Raw genomic sequence first — 25,279 nt, 5'->3', positions numbered from 1 at the left:
CATATAATGGCTGTTTCTGAGTCGCCCAACACCTTAGGATATAACCCCATCGGCACCCTGGAAATCCCTCTTTCAAAGTGATCCATCCCCATCGTCGCTCAATCTCCTGGACCGAAGACGGATTATCCAAGAATCAACGCCGTGAAGTTGTGCCAGGCTTGACTCAAGTGCATCGGCGTTACGACCGTGCCTGTACTTTGGAGCACCCTCAAGCTCCGCTGGTAGCCGGGGTGCGCGGCGAGTTGCGGCTTGACGTGCGGGAAGGCGTACACCGGGATCTCGGAACCCAGCGCCTCGTTCAGGATGCCGAGGGCGAGGGTGTCGTTGATCCCCTGCGCCCACTTGTTGATGACGTTGAACGTTGCCGGGAGGACAGCGACAGCGGTGGCCGGCGGGTGGGGCTCGGCTTCGTCGGGCCTGCGCCACTCGACCCTGACCGGGTACCCCGTCTGTCGGGCGAGTGCCTCCCGGTCGATCCAGGTGGTGGCGGTGGGCGTGGCGATGAGGCAGACCGTCCAGCCGTCCTCAATGAGCAGCCCGATCAACTCGCCGATCCGTAACACCGGTGGGGCTGCGCAGGCGACCAGATGCAGGACTCCGCGTGTGTTCATACGAGCAGCCCGGCCCGCTCTGCCAGCGGTCGCAGGCCCGGTGTCGCGGTACGCCGTTCCCGCGCCAAGAGGTCGAGCAGGAGGGTGCGGGCCTGGATGTTGGTGTGAACCGTCTCGGCTGCGATGCGCTCGGCCTCAAGCAGGTGCAGCACCGCCTCTGAGCGGTCGCCGGAGGCGATCATGGCCGCTGCGGCGAGGTCGACGTGCACCTGGGCCCGTCTGCCCACCAGCACGGTTGGTAGTCGGGTGGTGTCGAGCTGCGCCCCGAGCGCCAAGGCCCGGTCGGCATTCTCCGCATGCACTGCGGCGGAGACCGCATGGATGACGACGTTCGTCGGGCCGAAGCCCGTCCACAGCCGGTTCCGGTCGGTGCCCAGCGTCGAGGCCAGCCCCTCGGCGCGGGTCAGGAGCTGGCCTGACTCCTTCGCCTGCCCCCGCTCCGCCGACATGAGCGCCGCCAGCAGGAGGAGGGCCCCCTGCGCGGACAGCAGGTCGGGGTCGCTCGTTGCTGACGTGGAAGCGAGCCGGTCGATGCTGGTCCGCGCCATCTGCTCGGCCTCGGCCGACCTGCCGGGCAGCCGCCTGAGGCCGCAGGCCGCCTGGTAGGCCGCGACGGCTGTCAGCGCCTGGTCGCCCGCCGACCGGGCGGCGCTCGCTGCCCGATCGGCGGCCAGCAGCGCGGTGTCACCGTCGCCCACCTTCACCGCGAGTTTCGACGCCGCGATGTACGCAGCGGCGAGCAGCCGGAACGCACTGCTTCGGTGCGCCCCGCCGGGCCCGGTGGACAGCGCGGTCGCCTGCCCGAGTACGTCGGGCAGCAGGCGCGCGGCAGAGCTGTAGCTTGCCCGCTGATAGAGATTGTGGGCGCGGCCGACACTGCGCCGAACGTCGACAAGCGACTGAGTCGGTGCGGCGGGAGGCGTCAGGTAGTTGGTGAGGAAGTCCCGGACTCCGTCGATCAGTTCAGGGCGAGTGGCACCGACAATGGCCTGGGGGTGCTCCTGTCCCATGGTCGCCTGTCCTCGTCGTGCTGCCACCGATACGTCCGCGAGCATGTCGTCAAGCTGTTCGAGGGTAACCTGCAACGCTGCGGCGATCCGTCCGCGATGCCACGGCTGCGGGTCCGTCTCGGCGTTCTCCCAGCGCACCACGGTCGACCGCTCCACGCCGAGCAGGTGTGCCAGTTTCTCCTGGCTGAACCCGAGGGCCTTGCGCCGCTGACCGAGCCGGTGTCGCTTCAGGGCCACACGCGACCTCCCTCCATCCACTCGCCACTGTAGTAACAGTCCGTCGATGATGCGGGTACGCAGATGCATCACTTCTGCGTCAGGCCAGCTCCATCCGCGCTGTGGTTACCGGGCTTTCAGTTGGCGAGGCTGAACCCGTGGCGCCGGGGTCGGGTGCCCTGCGGCCGTGCCGCTTCCCGCCCCGGCGCTGCCGCACCTGTTAACAGGGGGCCCTTTACCTACCGAATGCGTTAACAAGGGCCCCCTCCTTACACACCGGAGGTGGGATGAAGCCGGAGGAGACGGCGAGTCGGTGGCTGCGGCTGGTGGTCGCGGACGCGGAGGTGGCGCCGTACCTGGTCGGGGTGGACCTGCGGCGGCTCGGCGCGCACCTGGCCGCGAGCGTCACCGCCGCGCTGGCCGGGCAGCCGGTCGACGACCCGTGGCAGGGGCTGGGGCTCTCCGAGGAGCAGCACCGGCGGATCCTGGACTACCTGATCGGTGTGCTCTGGGCGTCCGACCTGCCCGAGGAGCGGATCGCCACGGTCCGCACGGCGGTCGGCGGATGAGCCACCGTGAGTGGCAGCCGGCCGAGGTCGTGCGCCACGAGCTGCCCTGCGACGAGGGCATCGCCATCCTGACGCTGCGCCCCACCCGGCCGCTGGACCACCGGCCCGGCCAGGCCGTGCCGGTGCGCACGCCCCGTCACCCCGACCGGTGGCGCTGGTACTCCCCGGCGAACGCCGCGCGCCCGGACGGCACCGTCGAGCTGCACGTGCGCGCCGTGCCCGCCGGCACCGTCTCCCGCAGCCTCGTCCACGAGGTACGCCCCGGCGAGCTGCTGCACCTCGGCCCGCCCACCGACACCGGGCTGCGGTTGGGCGGCGGACGGGACCTGCTGCTGGTGGCCGGCGGCACCGGGCTGGCCCCGCTGCGCGCCCTGGTCGAGCAGGTGGCCGCCGCGCCGGACGGTCGTCGGGTCACCCTGGTCGTCGGCGCTCGCACCTTCCCCGAGCTGTACGACTCGATCACCCTCGACGTGCTCCAGTGTGCGTACGACTGGCTGCGGCTGGTGTCGGCGCTCTCGCACGATCCGCAGGCCGAGCCGGGGGAGCGGGGCGACGCCCTCACCGTCGCCCTCGACCGTCGCCGCCCGGACCAGGAGGTGTACGTCTGCGGCCCGCCCGCGATGCTGGCCGGCTCGCGGCTGCGGCTGCTCGCCGCCGGCGTACCCGCCGACCGCATCCACCTGCCACACCGGATGCCGACCCCGCACGGGTAGCGTCGCGCCCATGCCCGACGCGACGGACGACGATCTGCTGGCCGACTTCACCCCCGCCCGGCCGTACACCATGGAGGCCGCTGCCGGCGCGCCCGAAGCACCCGGCGTGCACGTGGTCATCGACGGCGGCACCGTCGTGTACGTCGGCTACACCGAGAACCTGCGCAACCGCCTGCGGCAGCACCTCACCGGCAACCGGGGCTCGTCGGTGCTGCACGACCAGGTCGGCCAGGAGCTCGACCGGCCCGACCACGAGGCCCCCGCCGCCGAGATCACCACGCGGCTGGGCCGCTACGACGTCCGCTGGCAGGAGATCGACAACCCGAAGAGTACGAAGGACGTCCTGGTCCTGGCCTTCCGACCGAAGCACAACCGGCAGATCCCAAAGCCCCGCTGACCGTCTGCGCCGCACGGCCACTATGGACGAACACCCGCTGCCTAGGCTGGGCGGATGTCGTTCGATGATCTCGAAGCGAAAATGCGGGCCGAGCCGAGGAAGCAGGAGCGCTTCGGCGAGCTGGTCAAGGGGCCCTACCTCGACAAGGTGGTCGCGGCCAACCGGGCGTACCTGACGGCTGCCGTGCCCGAGCCGGCCGCGACCGAGCGCGACCACTGGGCCCTGTCCTGCCAGCCGACTACGAACGGGGGTCGGCTGTCGACGATCAACATGCGCCGGATGGAGACCTTCGTCCTGTTGCCGCCGGAAGGCACCGACGAGGACGTGTGGGGCTTCATGGTCGTCCGCGACTCGGTGCTGAGCCGGTATGCCGGGGCAGGGCAGGGAATCGAGGAGCGGTATCCGGACCTGACGTTCGACCGGGCCCGCCGGTACCAGGATGCCGGAGACGACCAGGTGCAGGTCTTCGGACGGTACGACGAGCTGATCGACGCCCTGGCCGAGGAGCCCTTCGCCGCCGCTGCCCGTGAGCTGGCGACCTCCCTCCTGACCGGCAGGACCAACAACGCCCGGCACCACAACTACCAGCTCGCCGACCGGGTCCTCGGCCGGTCCTCCACCTGACGGCCGAAGTCTTTCAAGGCCTCCTGAGGGTTGACTTTGAGTGACGAGATGTGACAGCAGAAAAGATTATTAACAGTTACTCTGTCTCGGAGGTTGACATGGCGCATCGACGGGTATCAGGCTGAGAGAGCGCTCTCTCGGGTTGTCGAGGGGTGGCCACCAGCAGGTACGTGAGCCGCCTTTCGATAACGCGCTGGCCGTCGACGGCCGGGGTGAGCCGGAGGGCAGCCCTTCCCCCATCCTGAAGGAGTCACCTTGCGTAACAGACTCTCGTTCGGTAGGACGCTCGGTATCGTCCTGCGTGGACTGGCGGCGTTCCTGGTGGCCGTCCCCGTCACGCTCGCCGTGACGCCGGGGCCGGCGCAGGCCGTCGGCCCCGCCCTGCTACCCCTCACCGTCACCAACAACTCGGGCCGTGGCGAGGCCGTCTACCTGTACATCCTCGGCACCGACATCCGCCCCGGCGGGGGCCTCGGCTACGTCAACGCCGCCGGCACCTTCACCCGCTGGCCGGCCGGCGGCCTGCCGCCGACACCCGCGCCGGACGTGTCGATCGCCGGCCCCGCCCGAGGGGGCAGCGTCACGGTTCGGATCCCCCGGTTCATCTCCGGACGGATGTACTTCTCCTTCGGCCGCAAGCTCGACTTCCGGCTCACCCCCGACGGCCTGGTGCAGCCCGCCCCCTGGGCCGGCGCCGACCCGAACCGGGACATCCTCTTCGACTGGTCGGAGTTCACCTACAACGATGCCGGCCTGTGGTTGAACAGCACCCAGGTCGACCACTTCGCCGTCCCGCACGCGGTCTCCGTCACCGACGCCGCCGGCCGGACCAGCCGGACCGGGCAACTCGTCGCCAACGGCCGGGCGAACGTGATCAACGGACTCCGGGCCCAGCCGGCGTTCGCCCGCTCGATCGTCACCCGCTCCGACGGTACGGTGCTGCGGGTGCTCGCCCCCGGCAAGGCCATGGAGGCCGGCCTGATGGACCCGCGCTACCTCGACGCGTACATCAACTCCGCCTGGCAGACGTACACCAGCCGGACCCTCACCGTCGTGCCGCGCAGCGCCGAGCCCAACCGGCGGTTCTTCGGCCGTACCGTCGGCAACGACATGGTCTTCACCGACTCGACCGGTGCCCGGGTCGCCACCGTCGGCAAGCCCACCACCAGCAACGTCTGGGGCTGCGACGGGGTCTTCAACGCCCCGAACGTCCCGCCGTTCATCGAGCCCGAGATCAAGCGCACCCTGTGTACGGCGCTGGTCCGGGGCACCCTCGGCCGGTTCGACGTCGAGCCGAACCTGACCGCCGCCAACTTCTACCGCAACAGCGCCCCGAACCACTACTCGCGCCTCATCCACGCCAACATGGTCGACGGCCGGGCGTACGGCTTCCCGTACGACGACGTCGGCGGCTTCGAGTCGCTGGTGCACAGCGGCGACCCCCGCTCGGCGGGGATCACGCTGACCCCGTTCACGGGCTGACCACCGCCCGCAGATCCGACGCGCGTCCCGACGACGGCCCGACCCGCACCGAGTGTGCGACGGGCCGTCGTCGGCGCGTGCGCGCCCGCTGCCGTTACGCGAGTCCGATCCAGACCACGGGGTCCGTGTGAGCCGACGCGGCCGGTTGCCCGATCAGCGGCGGCGTGCTCTACACCACCATGTCCGACCAGATCCGCTTCCCGGCCCGGGACCGGCTGGTCCCGGAGTGCGAAAGCTGGGCCCGGCGGAACAGGAGGGGGCCCGGCGTCAGCTCGCCGACAACGACACCGACCGCCTTCCGGAGCCGCTCGCCGGACGCCGTCATCGGCCAGCCAGAGTTGCCGATGTGACCGACCGGCAGGTCGCCGGGGGATGGTCACCGTGGCCCGCAGGCTTACCAAGGCGGGCAAAAGGCTCTACACATTGCCGCTTCGTGTGTAGGGTCTTGTCCGTGTCAGGGGACGAGACGAGCGCCGAGCGCGAGTTGTTGCACGCCCTTCCGACGACCTTCAGTTACTCGCAGGCCCGAGCGGCTGGCCTGTCGCGGCGACGGATCTACCGGTTGCGTGACGAGGGTGTCATCCGGGCGGTGAGCCGGGGCCTGTACCGGCGGAGCGATGCCGAGGTCGTCGACTTCGATCTTGTCGAGATCGCCTTCCGGGCGCCGGAGGCCACGCTCTGTCTGACCACTGCGCTGGCGCGTCATGGCCTTACCGACGAGATCCCAGCCCGCATCGATGTGGCGCTGCCCCGAGGGCGACATCGTCCGAGCACTTCAGCACCGGTTGCCTGGCATTGGTTTGACCCCACCACATTCGGAACAGGGCGTACCGAGATCCCCCTCGATCGGGGGCATCGGATCGGGCTGTACGGGCCCGAACGAAGCATCATCGACGCCCTCCGGCTGCGTCATCAGGAAGGGCCGGAATTGGCCTACACCGCCTTACGGCGATGGTTGCGACGAAGAGATGCCGTACCGGCGAGGCTGTTGGCGATGGCGCGAGCATTTCCCAGGGTGGAACGCCCGCTTCGAGAGGCGCTGGAGATCCTGCTGTGACCGCACGTCCGACCCGAGCAACCCTCGCCGGCCAGCGGTACCTGGACCTGCAGAACCTGGCCCGCCGTACCGGTCGCCCCACGGACGAGATGCACCAGATCTACGCCCTGGAGGGCTTTCTGGCCCGACTGGCCCAACCCCCGTATCGGGACAGGCTCGTGCTCAAAGGAGGCGTGCTGCTGGCTGCCTACGCGGCTCGCAGGCCCACTCGCGACGTGGATCTCCAGGGACGATGGATCTCCAACGACGTCGATGAGGTGCGCGGGATCGTGCGGCGCATAGCGGCATCGGATGTCGACGATGGTCTGGTGATCGACGCGGAGAGCGCGACGGCGGAGACCATCCGGGATGACGATACCTACGCTGGCGTGCGGGTCAGCCTGAACGGCACTCTCGCTGCCGCCCGGCTGACCTTCCACGTCGACGTGAACGTCGGGGATCCGATCTGGCCCGAGCCACAGCCGATCAGGTTGCCTCGTCTGCTCGATGGCGAGATCGTGATGATCGGCTACCCGCTCACCATGGTGTTCGCCGAGAAGCTCGTGACAGCGCTGCAGCGCGGCGTGGCAAACACGCGGTGGCGCGACTTCGCCGACGTCTACCTGTTGTCTGGGCGGCACGATGTCGACGGCGAGGAGTTGGCCGTAGCCATGCGGCGGGTGGCCGACTATCGCGGAGTGGCTCTCGTTCCGCTCACTGAGGCCCTCGAAGGTTATTCGTCGCTGGCGCAGTCGCGGTGGGCTGCCTGGCGGCGCAAACATCGCCTTGATGATCGTGCGCCGCGTGACTTCGACGAGGTGTTGCAGCGCGCCTCTCTGCTTGCCGACCCTGCTCTGACCGGTGGCGCGCTCGGCCTCACCTGGACCTCGGCAACCCTGGGCTGGACGAGAAACGGCGCTGAGTGAGGTGGTGTCGCGCGGGGCGGGTGTGCGCCAGAGGTGGTCGCGGGGCGCTCAGGTCAGCAGGGTCACCCGTAGCTCCGCGCCGGGGTTCAGCCCGCCGACCACCTGGCCGCCGGCCGGGTCGTGGACGGCGACGGTGTTGTTGCGGCGCATCAGCTCCCGCACCGACAGGGGGAGCGGCGGCGGGTTCGACATGGTGTCGATGACCTGCCGGCCGGTGGAGATCAGCCGCAGCGCCAGGGTGGCACCGTCGGTGTCGACCCGGACCCGGGCGTACTCCCACCCGCTGGTGGTGAGGTCGAACAGCTCGAACAGGCGGGCCAGCAGCGGCTGCGGATCGGTGATCCGGTCGAGGCGGGACGCCCGCTCCCCGAGCACCGTCACCGCTGCGGTCACCTGCACGTACGGGTGCAGGCCGCCCGGCAGCGCGAACAGCGGCCACCGGAGCTGCGCCGCGGCCTCCCGCCACAGCGGGCGGTAGTTGCGGCGGTCCACCAGGAGCCGGTACCCGGTGCGGCGGTGCAGGTCGGCTGCCTGGGCGAGGAGGAGGCCCTGGGCCTCGTCGGCGGCCTCGTGCACGATCCGGGCGGCCACCGCCAGGCCGTCGTCGCCGTCGAGCAACTGCCGGACCGCCTCGACCTGGTCGGCGGCCCGCATCTGGACGTGGGGGCCGAACCGGTGCCGGACCTCGTGCAGCATGGCCTCCTGCCGGCCCGGATCGGGCTGGACCTGATCCTTACCCAGTACACGCTGGAGCCACCGCATGTCGCCTCGTCTCCGCAGCCACCCGAGAACCCGGTCATGCTAGCTGAGTCCGACGGTCACCGGCGGGTAAGGTGCGAGGCTGCCGAGGGGAGGTGGGCGATGCGGGAACTCCAGGTGCCGCCGTCCGTCGAGGCGGAACAGGTCGTCACGGCCGTCCTGGCCGACCTGCGCTCCGGCGACCACCGGGGCGTCGTGGTCGACTCGCCGCCCGGGGCCGGCAAGTCGACCCTGGTGGTGCGGGCCGCCGTCGAGCTGGCCACCGCCGGCGAGCCGCTGATCATCGTGGCGCAGACCAACGAGCAGGTCGACGATCTCATCGACCGGCTCGCCCGCAAGGCCCCCGGGCTGCGCATCGGCCGGCTCTCCGCCGCCGACTACCGGGCCCCGGAGCGGGTCACGGCGCACGAGCAGGTCCGGGTCGGGGCGAAGGTCGCCGACCTGGACAACCCGGCCGTGATCATCGGTACGGCCGCCAAGTGGGCCCTGGTCACCGAGGGACGCTGGCCGTGGGCGATCGTCGACGAGGCGTACCAGATGCGCTCGGACGCCCTGTTGCGCGTGGCCGGACGCTTCGAGCGGGCGCTGTTCGTGGGGGACCCGGGCCAGCTCGACCCGTTCTCGACCGTCGAGACCGCGCGCTGGACGGGCCTGACCTGGGATCCGATGCAGTCGGCGGTGGCGGTGCTGCTGCGGCACAACCCGGAGTTGCCGGTGCACCGGCTGCCGGTGTCGTGGCGGCTGCCCGCCTCGGCCGCGCCGGTGGTCGCGGCGGCGTTCTACCCGTTCACCGGGTTCCGGGCCGGCACCGGGCCGGTCGACCGGACGTTGGCCTTCACCGCCGCCGGGCCGGGCGACGCCGTCGACGCGGCGGTGGAGGTGGCCGCCGCGTCCGGCTGGGCGCTCTACGAGTTGCCGGCCCGGCACACCCTGCGTACCGACGCGGAGGCGGCCTCGGCCTGCGCGGAGTTGGCGCTGCGGGTGCTGCGGCGGGGCGCGGTCGCGGTCAGCGAGCACGCACCGGCCGGCGCGCCGGTGGGCGCGGACCGGATCGCCGTCGGGGCGGCGCACCGCGACCAGGTCGCGGCGATCCGCGCCCACCTGGGCCCGGCCGGGGCGGGTGTCACGGTGGACACCGCCAACCGGCTCCAGGGCCGGGAGTACGACGTCACGATCGTGCTGCACCCGCTGTCCGGGCGGCGGGACGCCACCGCCTTCCACCTGGAGTCGGGGCGGCTCTGCGTGCTGGCGTCCCGGCACCGGCACGCCTGCGTGGTGGTGGCGCGGGCGGGTATCGGCGAACTGCTCGACGCCCACCCGTCGACCGAGCCGGTGCACCTCGACGTCCCGGTCAAGTTCCCGGACGGCTGGGAGGCCCACCAGCAGATGTTGCAGGCGCTCCGCGGGACGCGGTGACCCGGGCGGCGCGAAAGTGACCGTCGCCGGCGATGCGCGGCCGTCGATCCGTGGCAGACTGGCCGTGTCGATGGGTGATGACGTCGACACGGGAGGTGATGGCCGTGTGGGGTGCCGGCGACCCGTCCGACTGGTCGGTGCGGAGGTTCGGCCCGACTCTCGCGGGTGCGCTGCGCCGGCAGGTGCCGGCCGCCCTGCACCGCGCCGTCGAGCTGGCCCGGGGCGCCCGTGAGGCGTCCGAGTTGGACACCGACCACGCCTTCGGCCCGGTCCGCTGGAAACAGCAGTACGAGGTGCTGCACGAGTACCTGCGCGAGCTGCCCGACGTGACCGACGTGCACCCGCCCGGCGCGCAGGTGCGGGTCACCATCTGCCGGGACAATCTCCTGTTGCCCTGGCGGTACGCCAAGCGCGGCGACGTGGACATGCGGGACGTCCGGCCCGGCCGGGACCTCAGCAGGCTGATCCGCGATCTGCTGATCCTCTTCGGTCCCGCGCCGAGGCACGAGGAGCCGACGCTGCCGATGATGCCGCCCACCCCGGGCGAGAGCCGGGACCGTGAGCCGCTGCGCGAGGCGGTCGCGCAGCTCGCCGCCGAGCCTCAGGTGATCCTCATCGGCTTCGCCTGTACCTCGGAGGCCGGTCTGCTGCGCGTCTCGTGGGGTGAGGCGGCCCTGGTCCGCGACAGCGAGCTGGAGTGGGGCCCGGTCGAGGACCTGCCGCTACCCGGCCGGGCCGCCCGCTGACCGCGCCGGTCGGCCCCGCTCGCTCCCCAACCCGCCACCCCTCTCGCCCGTTCGCCGCGCCGTCGGACTGCCGGGCCGTCGGACTGCCGGGCCGTCGGACTGTCGCGCCGGCCAGCAGCAGCCGGTGGGCCGCCGGGTCGGGGGATGTGAGAAGGGTGCCCCTCTCTACCGGAGGCGTTAACAGGGGGCCCTTCCTTCCATCACGCGGCGGCGGCCTGCTCGGTGGCCTGGTCCAGCCAGCGGCGGTACCACCGGGCGAAGCCCAGCGGGGTGCCGTCGGTGTCCGTCATCGGCTCGAACCCGCCCTCGTCGGCGGTCCGGTCGGTCCACATGGTGCCCCGGGCGGGCCCGCTCACCACCAGGGCGTCCCGCAGGGCGCAGCCCCGGTGGGAGAGGTAGACCAGGCCGATGAAGTGCGCCGGGTCGTACATGATCGCGTCGTGCTGCTCCCACCAGGACTCCTCGGCCGCGGCGAACTCCTCGGCGGTGGCGAAGTCGTCCTCGTCGGGATGCTCGGGCAGGCGCAGCGCCGGGTTGACCGCCTCGGTGTACGGGAACGGCTGGCTCAGCGTCTCCCGGGCGGTGAGCTCGGCGCCGTCGCCCTCCCACTCCCACCGACCGTCGACCCGGCGCAGCGGGAACAGGCCGTAGAACGGGCCCGCGCCACCGCGCCCCACCTGGCGCAGGAACGAGCGGTACTCCTCGGGCAGCTCCACCCGGACCTGGCTCTCCAGCTCGGTCAGCTCCGCCTCGGTCAGTGGCGGCTCGACCAGCCACTCGTGCCCGAGGGCGCCGAACACCTTCCCCGCGGTCGGCGCGGCGGCCAGCCGGGCGAGTCGCTCCGGCACGTCGCTCCAGTCGTGTCCCGTCACGCCCGGCACCATACCGACGCCCGCCGACACTTCCGCCCACCCACCGGGCTCCGGGCGTCCGGCTGGCCGCCCGAGCCGGTGGCCCGGGTGGTCCGTCGGCCTCCGCCACGCGGTGGCAGCGGCCGGAACGATTCGGGTCTGCCGGTATCCGGACAGCCGGACGGGTCCCATGAACGGCCATCTTTACCTAGGGTGAGAGGGGCATGACCCGAGTTGGGTGAGACTCCCGGTCGGGGGGCGGCAACCTCGCGGTCGGGTTCCCGGGCCCGGCGGCGGAGCGGACGCGGGAACAGCTCCGTCGTCGGGACCCGGACGCGCCGGTCGCCGACAGCGCGCCGCCCCACGCCCGCCGATCGCCGGGCCGCCCGGTCAGGCGGGCAGGTAGTCGAAGGTGTCGGGGTGGGCGCCCTGCCGACCCGGCTCGCCCTTGTCCAGGCCGGTGATCCGCTCCATCGCCGTGTCGTCCAGCTCGAAGTCGAAGATCCGGAGGTTCTCCTCGATCCGCTTCGGCGTGGTCGACTTCGGGAAGACGATGTCCCCGCGCTGGATGTGCCAGCGCAGCACCACCTGGGCCGGCGTCCGGCCCACCTGCTCGGCGACGTCGATGACCGTCGGGTCGTCGAGGACCCGGCCCTGGGCGATCGGGGACCACGCCTGGGTGAGGATCTGGTGGCGGTGCCCGTACGCGCGCACCTCCTCGTTGCCGAAGTACGGGTGCACCTCGACCTGGTTGACCGCCGGCACGACCCGGGCCTCGGCGAGGAGCCGTTCCAGGTGCGGCACCTGGAAGTTCGACACCCCGATGGAGCGGGCCCGGCCGTCGCGGCGGAACTCCTCCAGGGTCCGCCAGGTGGTGACGAAGTCGCCGTCGTACCGGGTGGGTAGGGGCCAGTGGATCAGGAACAGGTCCAGGTAGTCGAACTTCAGCGCGTCCAGCGTCGACTCGAACGCGGCCCGGGCGTCGTCGGGCCAATGGGCGGCGTTGCTCAGCTTGCTGGTCACGAAGACCTCGTCCCGGGCCAGGCCGGCGGTGCGGACGGCCTGCCCCACCTCGGCCTCGTTGCCGTACATCTGGGCGGTGTCGATGTGCCGGTACCCGGTCTCCAGGGCGGTCCGGACGGCCTGGACGGTGTCGCGCGGCGTGATCTGGAAGACGCCGAAGCCGAGTTGGGGGATGGTGTTGCCGTCGTTGAGCGAGATGTCGGGTATCGGGTTGGTGGTCATGCCGGCTCCTTACGGTGGACTGCGGCGACGGGAACCGACCGCGTGCGTGCCGCGAGGGCCACCGGCCGGACCACCGACCTGTCGTACCCGCCGGGGCGGTTTCCTCACGTGACCCGGGTGTCCGGTTCGGGCGACGCCCGGGTGTTCCAGGGCGGGTGACGATCCGCCCGTAGAGGATGTTAGGGGCCAAACCGGGAGCCGTCGCCCGACGGGCCGTCGGCGGGTGGGCCATAGCCGGTCGACCGACCCTTGTGGAGGCACGAACAGGTGGTCCTGGTGGGCCGAAAGGTCCCCTTTCGCGGGTCATTGACCTGCATCAAGATGGTCGGATGTTCGGCTCACGGGGGTCGGGAGGCCGGGCACGGCGAACAGGAAGGGTGAACACAGGTCATGCCTTTCTCAGGCAGGAGGGTGCTGGCCGCCATCGCGGCCGGAACGCTCGTGGGTACGGTGGCGCTGATCAACCCGGCGTCGGCCCAGCCCAACAACAACTCGGCCAGGAAGCTGACGAAGGCGGTGACACTCAAGGGCGTCCTCAAGCACCTCGACGCCTTCCAGGACATCGCCGACGCCAACGGCGGCAACCGCGCCTCCGGGACGCCGGGCTACGACGCCAGCGCCGACTACGTCGCCAGGCTGCTCACGAAGGCCGGGTACCAGGTGACCCGGCAGGAGTTCGAGTTCCCGTTCTTCCAGGCGTTCGGCTCGTCGTTCGCGCAGGTCGCGCCGAACCCGGTCAGCTACACCGAGGGCACCGACTACGACCTGATGGAGTACTCCGGTGACGGCGTGGCGCAGGCCGAGGTGGTCGCCGTCGACGTGAACCTCACCCCGCCGCGTGCCTCCTCCTCCGGCTGCGAGGCCAGCGACTTCGACGCCGTCGACGTGACCGGCAAGATCGCCCTGCTCCAGCGCGGCACCTGCGGCTTCGGTGACAAGGTCGCCAACGCCGAGGCCGCCGGGGCGATCGGCGCCATCCTCATGAACCAGGGCAACGGCACCCCGACGGAGAACCCCGACCGGTACGACCTGCTGATCGGTACCCTCGGTGCCCCGGTCGGCATCCCCGCCGTCTCCGTCTCGTACGACACCGGGGCGACGTTCGCCACGACTGCCGGCCTGACCCTGCGCATCGAGGCCGACACCTTCTCGGAGATCCGTACCAGCTCGAACGTCGTCGCCCAGACCCGGCACGGCCGGACCGACAACGTGGTGATGGCCGGGGCCCACCTGGACTCGGTGCTGGAGGGCGCGGGCGTCAACGACAACGGCACCGGCACCGCCGCCCTGCTGGAGGTCGCCCTCCAGATGGCGAAGGTCAAGCCGCGCAACGCCGTCCGGTTCGCCTTCTGGGGCGCGGAGGAGGCCAGCCTCTTCGGCTCCCAGTACTACGTGGACCAGTTGACGCCGCAGCAGGTCGCCGACATCGCGCTGTACCTGAACTTCGACATGATCGGCTCGCCGAACTACGTCTTCGGCGTCTACGACGGCGACGACTCCGCCGGTGAGGGCGCCGGCCCGGGTCCGGAGGGTTCGGCCGCGATCGAGAAGGTCTTCCAGGACTTCTTCGCCTCCCGGCGGCTGCCCACCGTCCCGTCCGACTTCACCGGCCGCTCCGACTACGGCCCGTTCATCGCGCCCGGCATCGACATCCCCGCCGGTGGTCTCTTCACCGGAGCCGAGGGGCTGAAGACCGCCGAGGAGGTACGGCTCTTCGGCGGGATCGCCGACGTGCCGTACGACCCGTGCTACCACGCGACGTGCGACAGCACCACGCCGGTCGCCGACGGGGCGGACCGTGAGCTGTACCGCCAGCTCGGGAAGAAGTACAAGCTGTGGGGCAACGTCAACACCCACGCGCTGGACGTCAACTCCGACGCGGTCGCCACCGCCGTGATCACCTTCGCCTTCGACACCTCGGCGGTGAACGGCGCACGCGCCCCCGGACGCCCGGCCGCCACGGGACACGGCGCGCACCAGGGCCACGGCGCGCACCACGGCCACGCCCACCCCACGGCTGACGCCCACGGGCACGGTGCCGCCCTGCGGTGAGCTGACGCAGCGTACCCGGGCGGGTCAGTCCTGATCCGTCGACCGGGCCGGACCCCCGTCGGGGCCCGGCCCGGCCGGCGGCGCGACGGTGCCCGCCCCGGGGCTGAGCGGGTTCGGCCCCGGCCCGGGGCTGAGCGGGTTCGGCCCCGGTGGGGGCGCGACGGCGGAGAGCCGCCAGTACTGGCGCTTCCGGTCGTCGCGGACCACCACGCCGAGCCGGGCCAACTCGGCCCGCAGTTCCCGGGCGTCGTCCCCCTTGTCCCGGTCGACGGCGCGCTGCCGGGCCCGCAGCAGCGCGTCCGCGCCGACCGGCAGGCCGGGCAGCTCCGGCACCCAGCGCCGGAACGCCTCCCGGTGCGGGTCCTGCGCCGCCCACGGCCAACCGTGCTGCCGGAACGCCGCCTCCAGCCGCCCGGCGTCCAGGTCGGACCGTTCCCGGGTCAGCTCCTCGTCGGCCGCGCCGAGCACGACCAGGTCCTTGCCGTCGCGGAACACCGCCCGGACGCCCCGGCGGGGCACCGACTGCTCCGTGTCGTCGCGGCGCAGCCGGACCCGTTCGACGTCGACGGTGACGGTGAGCCGTTCCGCCGTCCCGATCAGGGCGACGACCAGCCCGGCCAGCGCACCCAGGGCGACCGCCCCGATCGTGGCGTGCGGCTCCGGCAGCCGGTCGATCCCCGCGAACAGCCCCTGCACCGGGAACCAGGGCAGGTCGGCGACGAACCCGGCCCCGGCGGCGAGCCCCCAGCCGGCGACCGCGCCGAGCACCGGGAACCCCGCCCACATCAGGACCAGCTCCCCGGCCCCGCCGCCGACCACCGTCGGCGAGCCGTACCCGTCGGTCCGCACGACTACGACACCTCCCGCCGCAGGGTCCGGACCAGCCCGCCGGCCATCGGCGCGACCAGCCAGACCAGGAGCGACACGCCGAGCCGGGCCCACTGCTCCCCGCTCACCCCGGCAGTGTAGAGCGGCTCCATGGTCAGCGCGGTGTCCAGCCAGCCGGCCGGACCACGCAGCGCGCCGATCGTCGCGCCCAGCGTGGACCAGACGATCGGCAGCACCAGGTAGGTCACGATGGCCAGCGGGGTGTTCAGCAGCAGCAGGCCGAACGCCGCCCCCATCAGCACCCCGGCCACCTGGAGCACCGCCGCGTGCCAGAGCAGCGCCGGCTCCGTCCGCCACGCGTCGGCCGTACCGGTGGCGTCGGCGACGAGCGCGCCACCGGCGGCCAGCGCGAGGCTGACCAGGACCGAGGCGAGCGCGGCCAGCACCACCGCGACGAGCTTCGCCCCGATCACCCGTTCCCGCCTCGGCACCAGGGCGAACGTGCCCAGCGCGGTGCGCTGCGACCACTCACCGGTGACGGAGAGGATGCCGAGCACCGGCAGCAGCACGCCGACCGGCAGCAGGGTGGCGGTGAACAGGTTCCCGAGGGTCCGGTCGGCGACCGGGGCCCAGATCAGCATCACCGCGACCAGCGCGGCGGCCAGCAGGCCGATGGTGACCAGCAGCCAGAACCCGGCCCGGGTGTCGACGAGCTTGCGCGACTCCACGCCGGTGAGCCGGAGCAGCGACGGCCGGCGTACCCCGGCGGGTGGCCGGGTGGCGACGGCGGGTGGCCTCGGCGCGGCGGTGGTCATCGGACGGCCTCCTGGACCGGGGTGCCGGCGGTCAGGGTGAGGAAGACCTGTTCCAGGCCGCCGCTGCCGGCCGGCCGTAGTTCGGTGAGGGCGACCCCGGCGTCGGCGGCGGCCTGCCCGACCACCCCGGCCGGCGCCGCGACCAGCAGCCCCCCGTCGGTGCCACCGGTCGCGTCGAGCCCGGCCGCGCCGAGCGCGGCCCGCAGCGCGTCGGGGTCCCGGGCACGGACCAGGGTGCCGGCGCCGGAGAGCAGGTCGTCCCGGTCGCCCTGGGCGACCACCCGCCCGCCCCCGATCACCACCAGCCGGTCGGCCACCGCCTCCACCTCGCGCAGCAGGTGGGAGGAGAGCAGGACGGTGCCACCCCGGTCGGCGAAGTCCCGCAGCAGCCCCCGCAGCCAGAAGATCCCCTCCGGGTCCAGGCCGTTGGCCGGCTCGTCGAGGACCAGCACCCGGGGGTCGCCGAGCAGCGCGTACGCCAGGCCGAGCCGCTGCCGCATCCCCAACGAGTACGCCCGCACCCGCCGCCCGGCGGCGGTCGGGTCCAACCCGACCCGGCCGAGCGTGGCGGGCACCCGCCCCGGCGCGACGCCCATCGTCTGCGCCGCGACGGCGAGCACCTCCCGGCCGGTGCGTCCCGCGTGCTGCGCGGAGGCGTCGAGGAGCACCCCGATCTCCCGGCCCGGGTTGGGCAGGTCCCGGTACGGCCGCCCGGCCACCCGGGCCCGGCCGGCGCTCGGCGGGGTCAGCCCGCAGATCATCCGCATGGTGGTGGACTTGCCGGCCCCGTTCGGCCCGAGGAAGCCGGTCACGGTGCCCGGCTCGCACCGGAATGTCACGTCGGCCACGACGGTGTGCCGTCCGTACCGCTTGGTCAGTCCTTCGACCTCGATCATGCCGACAGCCTGCCCGCGCCGTCCGGCCGGCCGCAGCGGCCGAGGGTCGACCGGTGGACCGCCCTCGGTCGAGGACAGGTCTCGACTTTGGTAGCTGTCCGGGCCGGCCGCGACGTGCCTAGCATCGACTGGTGACCAGTGCCGCCGTACCGGATCATCCCTGGCTGGTGCCGAACGCCCTGGTCGCGGCCGAGCCGGCCCGGCGTTCCCGCCGGACCCCCCGCGACTGGCTCGTCGACGGCGCGTTCTTCCTGTTCGCCCTCAGTTTCCTGGCGGTGGCCCACGACGACGCCCGGCAGGCCGCGCCCACCTTCGCGCTGAACGCCGGCCCGGCCTGGCTGCTCGACACCGACACCCTGGTCGGGCTGCTCTGCGTCGCGGCCCTGTGGCTGCGCCGCCGGTGGCCGGTCGGGCTGGCGCTGGCCCTGCTGCCGATCGCGGTCTTCTCGGTCACCGCCGCCGGGGCGATGCTGGTCGTCCTCTTCACCGTGGTGGTCCACCGGCCGCTGCCGGTGGCGTTGGGTGTGCTCGGGGCCCACCTGGCGGTGGTGCCGCTGTCGCTGACGGTCCGGCCGGACCCGGGGATGTCCCAGCCGGCGGCCACGGTGTTCGTCGCCACCATCCTCGGGGCGGTGGTGGCCTGGGGAATGTTCGTCCGGGCCCGCCGGCAACTGGTCGTGTCGCTGCGGGACCGCGCCGAGCGGGCCGAGGCCGAGCAGCAGCTACGGGTCGCGCAGGCACGCCAGGTCGAGCGGACCCGGATCGCCCGGGAGATGCACGACGTGCTCGCGCACCGGATCTCCCTGCTCAGCCTGCACGCCGGGGCGCTGGAGTTCCGCCCCGACGCGGCACCGGAGGAGATCGCCCGCGCGGCGGGGGTGATCCGGGGCAGCGCGCACGCGGCCCTGGAGGACCTCCGCGCGGTGATCGGGGTGCTCCGGGCCGACACCGACGCTACGGGGCCGGCGGCCCCGGAGCCGCCCCAGCCGACCCTCACCGACGTGCCGGCCCTGGTCCGGGAGTCCCGGTCGGCCGGGATGCGGATCGAGTTCACCGACCGGGTGACCACGCCGGAGGCGGTGCCCACCGCGATCGGCCGCACCGGGTACCGGATCGCGCAGGAGGGGCTGACCAACGCCCGTAAGCACGCCGCCGGCGCGGCGGTCGACGTCCGCCTCAGCGGCGGGCCGGACGAGGGGCTGACCGTGCGGATCCGCAACCGCTGGCCGGTGGGCGGTCCCACCACCCCGGAGATCCCCGGCGCGGGTACCGGCCTGGTCGGGGTGGCCGAGCGGGTCGCCCTGGCCGGCGGGCGGCTGGAGTACGGCCGGGACGGGTCGGGCGACTTCCGCCTGGCCGCCTGGCTGCCGTGGGCGGCGTGACCGGGGTGGCCGGCGATGCCGCTGTGGGGCCCGGCGGCGCCGCTGTGGGGCCCGGCGGCGCCGCTGTGGGGCCCGGCGATGCCGCTGTGGGGCCCGGCGGCGCCGCCGGGCGGCCCGTCCGGGTGCTGGTCGTGGACGACGACGCGCTGGTCCGGGCCGGCCTGTCGATGATCCTCGGTGGGGTGCCCGACCTGATCGTGGTCGGTGAGGCCGCCGACGGGGACGAGGTGGGCGCGGCCGTGGCCGCGCACCGGCCGGACGTGGTGCTGATGGACATCCGGATGCCCCGGGTCGACGGGCTGGCCGCGACCGAGGCGTTGCGGGCGTTGCCCGAGCCGCCGGAGGTGCTGGTCCTGACGACGTTCGACGCCGACGACCACGTGCTGCGCGCGCTGCGGGCCGGGGCCGGCGGTTTCCTGCTCAAGGACACCCCACCGGCCGAGATCGTGCGGGCGATCCGGCGGGTCGCGGCGGGGGAGGCGACCCTCTCCCCGACGGTGACCCGCACCCTGATCCAGCACGTCACCGCCGCCCACGGGGCCACCTCGCCGGGTGCGGCCCCGGCGGGCGGGGCGGCGTCGGCAGGTGCGTCGGTGGCGCGGCGGGACCGGGCGCGGCGGCTGCTGGCCGGGCTGAGCGAGCGGGAGCGGGAGGTGGCGGTCGCCCTCGGCCAGGGGCGGACCAACGCGGAGATCTCCGCCGAGCTGTTCATGAGCGTCGCCACGGTGAAGGCGTACGTCTCCCGGCTGTTGACCAAGCTCGACCTGAACAACCGGGTCCAGGTGGCCCTGCTGGTCCACGACGCCGGCCTGGTCTGACCTGCGCTGTCCGGCCGTCACCGGGGGTACGCGCGACCCGGGGCGAGAACGCCGCTGACCGGGCCTGGCGGGATTGAACCGACGCAGCGTGATCCCCGTACCAGTGCACGAGGATGCGGCGCTCAGCCGCACCGCTGCGGAACTGCGGGAGGGTTACCGTGCGAGTTGGTCAGCAGTCGACGGATCCCATCGATCAGGTGTTGGGTGAGGTGCCGGTGCCGGCACCGCTGACCCCCGAGGACGTCCGGCTCGCGGTCCGGGCGTTGGTGGTGCACGCCGCCGAGGAGTGGCCGAGTGGGCCCCTGTGCCGTAACGACGGCGCGTCGTTCCCGTGCCGGCTGCACCGGTGGGGACGGCGGGTGCTGGAGACGCACGGGCTCAACGAACGTCAGATCGACGCGTTGATCCGGCACGGCAACCCGTTCGTGCACGTGCCGTTCCCGTTCGTGGTGAACGGGCCGTCGACGGCACGGACCGGGGCGATGCCGGCCCGACCCGGTGCGGGGGTGCCGGCCCGACCCGGTACGGCCGCGCCGCCGCGCACCGGCACCGTCCCGCCCCGCACCGGGACCGTCCCGCCGCGCACCGGTGCCGTGCCGCCCCGCGTCGGCACGGTCCCGCCCCGCTCCGGCGTCGTGCCGCCGCGTACCGCCGTGGTGCCGCCCCGGGTCGCCCGGCCGGTCCCCGCCCACCTGCGCGGCCAGGCGGGGCGGTCCGTTCCGGCCCGCGTTCCCGGACGGCCGGTGGCACCCCCCGCCACCGCGCCACGCTGGCCCCGGGCGAGCTGAGCGGCACGGCCCGGGGCCGGGCGTCGGCCGGGAGGGGGACCCCCTGCCTCCTCCCGGCCGACCGCCCACCGACCCGGTGCCGGAATCCGCCGCCGACCGCCCCGGGGCCGCGCCGGCCGGGGCGGCTGAGCTGCCGAAAATCATCCCAACGGGCATGGTCCGGCCGGTGTCCCCGGACCCGCCGGGACGGGTAACGTCAGCGCCGGGCCGGGCGAACGGGGGAGGTGGACGCATGGCGCGCGGCGGCGTGTTCTGCGTCGAGGGGCAGTGGCACCGTGACCTGAACGAGCGGACGTCGGTCCTGCCCACGCTGGAACTGCTCGAACGGCTCGGCAAGATCAGGTTCATCCACAAGGACGCGGCGACCCGCGACGAGCTGTTCTACTTCCTGGACCGTTGGCTGCTCAAGCAGTACGCCGACTACCGGGTCGGGTTCTTCGCCATGCACGGGGAGCCGAACCGGCTCTGCCTCACCGACTGGGACTCCGTCGAGCTGGCCGACGTGGCCGAGCGGATGGCCGGCCGGGGCGAGGGCCGGCGGCTCTACTTCGGCAGTTGCTCGGTGCTGCGCGCCCCCGACGCCACCCTCCGGGAGTTCCTGGCGGTGACCGGGGCGGCGCTGATCTGCGGGTACACCCGGGAGGTCGACTGGGCCGAGTCGGCCGCGTTCGAGACCGTGCTGCTCGACGCGCTCGCCAACGGCCAGCGGCACAACGCCGCCGAGTTGCGGATGGGCTCCGCGCATTGGGGGCCGCTGGCGGCGTATCTCGGTTTCCGGGTGGTCTACGCCAACGGCCGGGCCTGGCGTCCGGCGGCCCGGCCCCGGGTGCCCGCCCAGCCCACGCCGGCGCGCGTCGCCCGGCCTGCCCAGCGGCCCTGACCTCGCCGCTGGTAGAAACGAGCGATGGCACGCAGCATCGCGAGCAACACCCGGGTCGACCGGGCCGCGCTGACCGAGTTCCTCCGTCCCCGGCACCGGGTGGTGCTGATGACCACCCGCGCCGACGGGCGTCCGCAGTCCTCGCCGGTCTCGGCCGGGGTCGACGCCGAGGGGCGGTTGGTGATCTCGACCTACCCGGAGCGGGCCAAGGTGCGCAACGTCCGCCGCGACCCCCGGGTCTCGGTCTGCGTGCTCTCCGACGACTGGAACGGGCCCTGGGTGCAGGTCGACGGCACCGCCGAGGTGCTCGACCTGCCGGCGGCCCTGGAGCCGCTGGTGGAGTACTTCCGGTCGATCTCCGGCGAGCACCCCGACTGGGACGAGTACCGCACGGCGATGGTCCGGCAGGGCAAGTCGCTGATCCGGGTCACCGTGACCGACTGGGGGCCGATCGCCACCGGCGGCTTCCCGGCCCGGCTCGCCGACTGACCGCACGCGCACGACCGGGGTGGGACGCGGCGTCCCACCCCGGTCGGGGTCCTGCCGGGCCGGGCGGCCCATGGGCCGCCCGGCTGGGCGTCAGCCCCGGGCCGTCGCGAAGGTGGCGGCGCCGATCAGCTCCAGCGAGACCTGGAGCCGCTCCAGGCTGATGTTCTTCTCGATGGTGTCCTCCGGGCTGTGGTACGGCGGCTCCAGCAGCGCCGGGGACTCCTCGCCCCGCCAGGAGAAGTTGGCGCTGGCGATGCCGACCTCCTGGAACGACTGGTGGTCGCTCGACCCACGCTGGGTCACCGGGGAGATCTGCGGCTCGTACCCGAGCCGGACGGCCGCCGCGGCGACCTCGTCGGTGGCCCGGTTCGCCTGGCCGGTGAAGGAGAGCAGCCAGTACTTGGTGGCCGGGTCCCAGCTCGTGGCGACCATGTCGTTGTTGTAGACCGCGAGGAACCGGTCCCGCTCGGTCTGCGGGAGCTGCCGGACGTAGTAGCGCGAGCCGATCAGGCCCTGCTCCTCGGAGCCCCACAGGGCGAACCGGATGGTCGCCTCCAGCGGGGTGTTCTTCAGCACCCGGGCCAGCTCCAGGGCGAGCACCGTGCCGGAGCCGTCGTCGTTGGCCCCGGGGGCGCCGATGACGGTGTCGTAGTGGGCGCAGACCATGACCACCGGCGCGTTCGCGCCGAGGGTGCCGACCCGCTCGCCGATCACGTTGTTCGAGATCAGGTTGCGGTGCGCCGAGGTCTTGATGACCAGGATGAGCTCCTGCGCGGCGACCAGCGCACGGAGCCGGTGCTTCTGCGCCTGCGCGACGCCGACCACCGGGATCGGCACCGGGTTGCTGGCCGAGCCGGGCAGGGTGGGGGAGAAGGCCGAGGCCATCCGGGGCGCCACCGCGTCCGCCGGGAGGAAGACCACGGCCGCCGCGCCCTTCGCCACGGCGGTGGCGACGAGCTGCTCCCGCTGGGCGGCGACGTAGTCGACGAGGACGATCCGGCCGGCCGCGTTCGCCGGGTAGTTCTCCGGGGCGCCGGCGCCGACGTCGATCACCCGGCCCCGGGCCTTGGTGTCCAGCGCACCGTGCGCCGAGGCGCCGGCCTGCCAGCAGAGGTCCCAGGGCAGGCGGGTCGGCGAGCTGAGGTCGGCGAGGAACTTGTCCGCCACCGGGAACGGCTGCAACGTCGTGTCGTAGCCCATCCGGTCGAGGGTACGGGCGATGAAGTCCGCGGCTTGCCGCTCCGACGCCGTCCCACCGATCCGGGGGCCGATCTTCTCACTGAGAGTGAAGAGGTCGTTCAGCGCGCGCTTCGCCGACGCCTGCCGGACAATCTTCTTGTCGTCCGCGGTGAGCTGGGGCAGCCGGACGGCACCCGGGCGCAGGTCGTCCGCGGCCCAGGCGGGGGCCGGCAGGGCGACGGTGGCGGCACCGCCGAGCGCCACGGCCAACATCCGGCGGCGGTTCAGGGCAGAGGGGGAAGAAGGGGTGACGTGACCGTCCTGTGTGGTCAAAGGGTCCTCCTGGTTCGGGGGCTGGACCCGGCACCGTCTTGCGGTGGGCCCGGGTCACATGCGACCGAACCTATCTGTCCGCCCCTCCCTTCTCAAGATCGTGCACCAGGGTTTTTCCGCAGGTCAGATCAGTATGCGGCGGTAAAACGACGGTTTGTGAACCGGGGATTCTCGATCTCGTCGACGATCGCCACGGCGAGATCCTCGTAGCTGATGGCCGACCGGCCCGAACGGTCGACCACCGGTTCGTCCGTGCCGGTGCGGTACCGCCCGGTCCGCTCGCCGGGATGGAACTCCAACGGCGGCGGGGAGACGTACGTCCAGGGGACCCCGTCGGCGGTGGACCGGTAGTAGTCCAGGGCGTCGGCCTGGCCCAGCGCCGAGTCGCGGTACTCGGCGGGAAAGTCCGGTTCGTCGAGGAACCGGCCGCCCTGCGGGGTGCACAGGGTCGAGCCACCACCCATGTGGATGATCCGGGGCGGGTCCGGTAGGTCACGCAGCGTGTCGACCAGGTTCCGGGCCGCGTCGACCCAGAGGTCGCGCGTACCCCCACCGATCGCCACCACCAGGACGTCGGCCTCCGGCGCGAGGTCCCGTACGCTCCGCTCGCTGGTGGCGTCCCCGGTGACCACCTGGACCCCGGCCGGCAGGTACGAGACGGCCTCCGGCCGTCGGACCGCGGCGGTGACCCGGTGCCCCCGGCGCGCCGCCTCGGCGACGATCCGCGACCCGGCGGTCCCGCCGGCCCCGAACACGACGACGTTGCTCATCATCCCAGGCTAGGGAGCGTCCCCGCCGCCCGTCGGCGGAACGACGATCTGCGGCCGGTCGGCGTCCGGCCGGCCGGACACGGGCGCGGCCGGTCGGCGTCCGGCCGGGTCGGCGTCCGGCGGGGTGCCGGCGCGCCGCGCTCAGTCGACGAGGGCCGCGTAGACCAGTTGCCGCAACTGCGTCCGCAGCGGCCAGGTGCTGGAGGGCATGAGCTGGGTGAAGAGCAGCGCGGTGAGTTCCTGCGCCGGATCGACCCAGAACGCGGTGCTGGCGATGCCGCCCCAGTAGTACTCGCCGACGCTCGACGGCAGCCGGCTCGGGACCGGGTCGTCGATCACGGCGAAGCCGAGCCCGAAGCCGACCCCGTCGAAGATGGTCTCGGAGAACCCGCCCACGGAGTGGGTGGCCAGGTCGTGGCCGCCGGGCAGGTGGTTGCGGGTCATGAACCGGACCGTCCGGGGGCCGAGCAGGCGGGCCCCGTCCAGTTCACCGCCGCGCAGCAGCATCTGGGTGAACCGGTGGTAGTCGGCGGCGCTGGAGATCAGGCCGGCGCCGCCGGAGTGGAGCCCCGGCTTCTCCCGGGCCACCGCCCCGAACCGGTCGTGGCGGACCGCCCGGCCGGTGCGCGGGTCCGGGACGTACAGCGCGGCCAGCCGCTCGGCGTCGGCCTCCTCGACCCACCAGCGGGTGTCGGTCATGCCCAGCGGACGGAAGATCCGGTCGGTGAAGAACGCGTCCAGGCTCTGCCCGGAGACCACCTCCACGAGCCGGCCGAGCACGTCCGTGGCGACCGAGTAGCCCCAGGCCGTACCGGGCTGGAACAGCAGCGGGAACTCGCCGAAGACGGCGCACGCCCCGGCCAGGTCGACCCCCGGCGGCGGCATCAGTTCGTACCCGGCCGCGCGGTACAGGCCGTCGACCACGGAGGTCTGCATGAACCCGTACGTCAGGCCGGCGGTGTGGGTGAGCAGGTGCCAGACCCGGATCGGCTCGGCCGCCGGCACCGTGTACGGCTTGAGCACCGAGCCCTTCGAGTAGACCCGCATGTCGGCGAACTCGGGCAGCCAGCGGCTGATCTCGTCGGTCAGCTCGAACCGGCCCTCCTCCCAGAGCATCATCGCCGCCACGGAGGTGACCGGTTTGGTCATCGAGTAGATCCGCCAGAGGGTGTCCTCGCCGACCGGCGCGCCGGTCTCGGCGTCCCGCGCCCCGTAGGTGCGGGAGTGGGCGATCTCGCCCCGGCGGGTCACCACGATCTGCCAGCCGGCGAGCCGCCCGTCGTCGACGTACCGGCCGAAGTGCTCGTCGATCCGCGCCAGCCGGGCGGGGTCGAAACCGATCAGGTCCGGGTCGGTCGTCCGTGTCACGCTCACCGTGCAAACCTACTAGCCGGTACGGCCTCGGGTCACGCCTCGGCGGGGCAACGGTCGTCGGCGGGGCGTGGCAG

General features: G+C 72.9%; 26 protein-coding genes. 15 read left to right on the top strand and 11 right to left on the bottom strand.

The features are described from left to right. Positions 1-122 precede the first annotated feature (122 nt). Both ACQUFX_RS19175 and ACQUFX_RS19170 read right to left on the bottom strand, forming a co-directional pair. Positions 123-611, bottom strand: coding sequence for a flavoprotein (locus ACQUFX_RS19175; protein ID WP_428961725.1), 489 nt, complete (start codon positions 609-611; stop codon positions 123-125). Then, complete coding sequence (locus tag ACQUFX_RS19170) at positions 608-1,858, bottom strand: helix-turn-helix transcriptional regulator (protein ID WP_428961724.1); 1,251 nt, start codon at positions 1,856-1,858, stop codon at positions 608-610. The genes ACQUFX_RS19175 and ACQUFX_RS19170 overlap by 4 nt, the downstream gene beginning before the upstream one ends. Before the next feature lie 266 nt (positions 1,859-2,124). On the opposite strand from ACQUFX_RS19170, the gene ACQUFX_RS19165 reads away from it, so the two are divergent. From ACQUFX_RS19165 to ACQUFX_RS19135, 7 genes are all read left to right on the top strand, one after another. Further along, positions 2,125-2,406, top strand: coding sequence for a globin family protein (locus tag ACQUFX_RS19165; RefSeq protein WP_428961723.1), 282 nt, complete (start codon positions 2,125-2,127; stop codon positions 2,404-2,406). Continuing rightward, positions 2,403-3,119, top strand: a complete 717-nt coding sequence (locus ACQUFX_RS19160; RefSeq protein ID WP_428961721.1) for an FAD-binding oxidoreductase — start codon at positions 2,403-2,405, stop codon at positions 3,117-3,119. The genes ACQUFX_RS19165 and ACQUFX_RS19160 overlap by 4 nt, the downstream gene beginning before the upstream one ends. Before the next feature lie 10 nt (positions 3,120-3,129). Next, entirely contained in the window at positions 3,130-3,516 is a 387-nt protein-coding gene (locus tag ACQUFX_RS19155) for a GIY-YIG nuclease family protein (RefSeq protein WP_428961719.1), read from the top strand. Between the two features lie 54 nt (positions 3,517-3,570). Then, positions 3,571-4,140, top strand: a complete 570-nt coding sequence (locus ACQUFX_RS19150) for a hypothetical protein (protein ID WP_428961718.1) — start codon at positions 3,571-3,573, stop codon at positions 4,138-4,140. A 255-nt stretch (positions 4,141-4,395) separates the two neighbouring features. Next, the gene (locus tag ACQUFX_RS19145) at positions 4,396-5,622 is read left to right on the top strand and encodes a beta-1,3-glucanase family protein (protein WP_428961716.1); all 1,227 of its coding nucleotides are present in this window, start codon (positions 4,396-4,398) and stop codon (positions 5,620-5,622) included. A 451-nt stretch (positions 5,623-6,073) separates the two neighbouring features. Beyond that, the gene (locus tag ACQUFX_RS19140) at positions 6,074-6,679 is read left to right on the top strand and encodes a type IV toxin-antitoxin system AbiEi family antitoxin domain-containing protein (RefSeq protein ID WP_428961715.1); all 606 of its coding nucleotides are present in this window, start codon (positions 6,074-6,076) and stop codon (positions 6,677-6,679) included. After that, positions 6,676-7,584, top strand: coding sequence for a nucleotidyl transferase AbiEii/AbiGii toxin family protein (locus ACQUFX_RS19135; RefSeq protein WP_428961713.1), 909 nt, complete (start codon positions 6,676-6,678; stop codon positions 7,582-7,584). The genes ACQUFX_RS19140 and ACQUFX_RS19135 overlap by 4 nt, the downstream gene beginning before the upstream one ends. A 48-nt stretch (positions 7,585-7,632) precedes the next feature. Here ACQUFX_RS19135 and ACQUFX_RS19130 read toward each other — a convergent pair whose 3' ends face one another. Beyond that, on the bottom strand, positions 7,633-8,346 hold the full coding sequence (locus ACQUFX_RS19130; RefSeq protein WP_428961712.1) for a hypothetical protein: 714 nt from the start codon (positions 8,344-8,346) through the stop codon (positions 7,633-7,635). Positions 8,347-8,445: 99 nt separating this feature from the next. Here ACQUFX_RS19130 and ACQUFX_RS19125 point away from each other — a divergent pair, with 99 nt between their 5' ends. Then, on the top strand, positions 8,446-9,759 hold the full coding sequence (locus ACQUFX_RS19125; protein WP_428961710.1) for an AAA family ATPase: 1,314 nt from the start codon (positions 8,446-8,448) through the stop codon (positions 9,757-9,759). A gap of 77 nt (positions 9,760-9,836) precedes the next feature. Continuing rightward, on the top strand, positions 9,837-10,505 hold the full coding sequence (locus tag ACQUFX_RS19120; RefSeq protein ID WP_428961709.1) for a hypothetical protein: 669 nt from the start codon (positions 9,837-9,839) through the stop codon (positions 10,503-10,505). Positions 10,506-10,705: 200 nt separating this feature from the next. Here ACQUFX_RS19120 and ACQUFX_RS19115 read toward each other — a convergent pair whose 3' ends face one another. After that, positions 10,706-11,377, bottom strand: coding sequence for an SMI1/KNR4 family protein (locus ACQUFX_RS19115; RefSeq protein ID WP_428961708.1), 672 nt, complete (start codon positions 11,375-11,377; stop codon positions 10,706-10,708). A gap of 369 nt (positions 11,378-11,746) precedes the next feature. Next, positions 11,747-12,601 (bottom strand): aldo/keto reductase, encoded by an 855-nt coding sequence (locus ACQUFX_RS19110; protein ID WP_428961707.1) that lies wholly within the window; start codon positions 12,599-12,601, stop codon positions 11,747-11,749. Between the two features lie 390 nt (positions 12,602-12,991). Here ACQUFX_RS19110 and ACQUFX_RS19105 point away from each other — a divergent pair, with 390 nt between their 5' ends. Beyond that, positions 12,992-14,653, top strand: coding sequence for a M20/M25/M40 family metallo-hydrolase (locus ACQUFX_RS19105; RefSeq protein ID WP_428961705.1), 1,662 nt, complete (start codon positions 12,992-12,994; stop codon positions 14,651-14,653). A gap of 24 nt (positions 14,654-14,677) precedes the next feature. On the opposite strand, the gene ACQUFX_RS19100 is transcribed toward ACQUFX_RS19105, so the two are convergent. From ACQUFX_RS19100 to ACQUFX_RS19090, 3 genes are read right to left on the bottom strand one after another with little or no spacing between them, the layout of a single operon-like run. Further along, positions 14,678-15,502 (bottom strand): YqeB family protein, encoded by an 825-nt coding sequence (locus tag ACQUFX_RS19100; protein ID WP_428961704.1) that lies wholly within the window; start codon positions 15,500-15,502, stop codon positions 14,678-14,680. A 2-nt stretch (positions 15,503-15,504) separates the two neighbouring features. Then, positions 15,505-16,296 (bottom strand): ABC transporter permease, encoded by a 792-nt coding sequence (locus ACQUFX_RS19095; protein WP_428961703.1) that lies wholly within the window; start codon positions 16,294-16,296, stop codon positions 15,505-15,507. After that, positions 16,293-17,192: an ABC transporter ATP-binding protein gene (locus ACQUFX_RS19090; protein ID WP_428961702.1), complete on the bottom strand. Its 900-nt coding sequence runs from the start codon at positions 17,190-17,192 to the stop codon at positions 16,293-16,295. Before ACQUFX_RS19090 ends, ACQUFX_RS19095 begins: the two co-directional genes overlap by 4 nt. Before the next feature lie 131 nt (positions 17,193-17,323). On the opposite strand from ACQUFX_RS19090, the gene ACQUFX_RS19085 reads away from it, so the two are divergent. From ACQUFX_RS19085 to ACQUFX_RS19065, 5 genes are all read left to right on the top strand, one after another. Beyond that, complete coding sequence (locus tag ACQUFX_RS19085) at positions 17,324-18,574, top strand: sensor histidine kinase (protein WP_428961701.1); 1,251 nt, start codon at positions 17,324-17,326, stop codon at positions 18,572-18,574. Further along, positions 18,553-19,392, top strand: coding sequence for a response regulator transcription factor (locus ACQUFX_RS19080; RefSeq protein ID WP_428967003.1), 840 nt, complete (start codon positions 18,553-18,555; stop codon positions 19,390-19,392). Before ACQUFX_RS19085 ends, ACQUFX_RS19080 begins: the two co-directional genes overlap by 22 nt. 197 nt (positions 19,393-19,589) lie before the next feature. After that, on the top strand, positions 19,590-20,180 hold the full coding sequence (locus tag ACQUFX_RS19075) for a ribosomal eL19 family protein (protein ID WP_428961700.1): 591 nt from the start codon (positions 19,590-19,592) through the stop codon (positions 20,178-20,180). 232 nt (positions 20,181-20,412) lie between these two features. After that, positions 20,413-21,060: a DUF6642 family protein gene (locus ACQUFX_RS19070; RefSeq protein ID WP_428961698.1), complete on the top strand. Its 648-nt coding sequence runs from the start codon at positions 20,413-20,415 to the stop codon at positions 21,058-21,060. Between the two features lie 24 nt (positions 21,061-21,084). Further along, the gene (locus tag ACQUFX_RS19065) at positions 21,085-21,549 is read left to right on the top strand and encodes a PPOX class F420-dependent oxidoreductase (protein ID WP_428961696.1); all 465 of its coding nucleotides are present in this window, start codon (positions 21,085-21,087) and stop codon (positions 21,547-21,549) included. Positions 21,550-21,639: 90 nt separating this feature from the next. On the opposite strand, the gene ACQUFX_RS19060 is transcribed toward ACQUFX_RS19065, so the two are convergent. The 3 genes from ACQUFX_RS19060 to ACQUFX_RS19050 form a co-directional block, all read right to left on the bottom strand. Further along, the gene (locus ACQUFX_RS19060; protein ID WP_428961695.1) at positions 21,640-23,061 is read right to left on the bottom strand and encodes a M20/M25/M40 family metallo-hydrolase; all 1,422 of its coding nucleotides are present in this window, start codon (positions 23,059-23,061) and stop codon (positions 21,640-21,642) included. Positions 23,062-23,189: 128 nt separating this feature from the next. Further along, the gene (locus tag ACQUFX_RS19055) at positions 23,190-23,831 is read right to left on the bottom strand and encodes an NAD(P)-dependent oxidoreductase (RefSeq protein WP_428961694.1); all 642 of its coding nucleotides are present in this window, start codon (positions 23,829-23,831) and stop codon (positions 23,190-23,192) included. Between the two features lie 141 nt (positions 23,832-23,972). Further along, a complete protein-coding gene (locus ACQUFX_RS19050) occupies positions 23,973-25,205 on the bottom strand; it encodes a serine hydrolase domain-containing protein (RefSeq protein ID WP_428961693.1) in 1,233 nt (410 codons plus the stop codon). Between the last annotated feature and the right edge of the window lie 74 nt (positions 25,206-25,279).

Source organism: Micromonospora fluostatini (genome assembly GCF_050410825.1).
Classification (GTDB): domain Bacteria; phylum Actinomycetota; class Actinomycetes; order Mycobacteriales; family Micromonosporaceae; genus Micromonospora; species Micromonospora rosaria.
This window is presented reverse-complemented; position numbering and strand designations above follow the sequence as displayed.

Excerpts from the sequence above, each read along its gene's own strand:
- ACQUFX_RS19110 (WP_428961707.1), bottom strand. The coding sequence starts at position 12,601 with ATGACCACCAACCCGATACCCGACATCTCGCTCAACGACGGCAACACC.
- ACQUFX_RS19105 (WP_428961705.1), top strand. The coding sequence starts at position 12,992 with ATGCCTTTCTCAGGCAGGAGGGTGCTGGCCGCCATCGCGGCCGGAACG.
- ACQUFX_RS19130 (WP_428961712.1), bottom strand. The coding sequence starts at position 8,346 with ATGCGGTGGCTCCAGCGTGTACTGGGTAAGGATCAGGTCCAGCCCGAT.
- ACQUFX_RS19150 (WP_428961718.1), top strand. The coding sequence starts at position 3,571 with ATGTCGTTCGATGATCTCGAAGCGAAAATGCGGGCCGAGCCGAGGAAG.
- ACQUFX_RS19090 (WP_428961702.1), bottom strand. The coding sequence starts at position 17,192 with ATGATCGAGGTCGAAGGACTGACCAAGCGGTACGGACGGCACACCGTC.
- ACQUFX_RS19155 (WP_428961719.1), top strand. The coding sequence starts at position 3,130 with ATGCCCGACGCGACGGACGACGATCTGCTGGCCGACTTCACCCCCGCC.
- ACQUFX_RS19095 (WP_428961703.1), bottom strand. The coding sequence starts at position 16,296 with ATGACCACCGCCGCGCCGAGGCCACCCGCCGTCGCCACCCGGCCACCC.
- ACQUFX_RS19065 (WP_428961696.1), top strand. The coding sequence starts at position 21,085 with ATGGCACGCAGCATCGCGAGCAACACCCGGGTCGACCGGGCCGCGCTG.
- ACQUFX_RS19165 (WP_428961723.1), top strand. The coding sequence starts at position 2,125 with ATGAAGCCGGAGGAGACGGCGAGTCGGTGGCTGCGGCTGGTGGTCGCG.
- ACQUFX_RS19120 (WP_428961709.1), top strand. The coding sequence starts at position 9,837 with ATGACGTCGACACGGGAGGTGATGGCCGTGTGGGGTGCCGGCGACCCG.
- ACQUFX_RS19055 (WP_428961694.1), bottom strand. The coding sequence starts at position 23,831 with ATGAGCAACGTCGTCGTGTTCGGGGCCGGCGGGACCGCCGGGTCGCGG.
- ACQUFX_RS19160 (WP_428961721.1), top strand. The coding sequence starts at position 2,403 with ATGAGCCACCGTGAGTGGCAGCCGGCCGAGGTCGTGCGCCACGAGCTG.
- ACQUFX_RS19070 (WP_428961698.1), top strand. The coding sequence starts at position 20,413 with ATGGCGCGCGGCGGCGTGTTCTGCGTCGAGGGGCAGTGGCACCGTGAC.
- ACQUFX_RS19125 (WP_428961710.1), top strand. The coding sequence starts at position 8,446 with ATGCGGGAACTCCAGGTGCCGCCGTCCGTCGAGGCGGAACAGGTCGTC.
- ACQUFX_RS19175 (WP_428961725.1), bottom strand. The coding sequence starts at position 611 with ATGAACACACGCGGAGTCCTGCATCTGGTCGCCTGCGCAGCCCCACCG.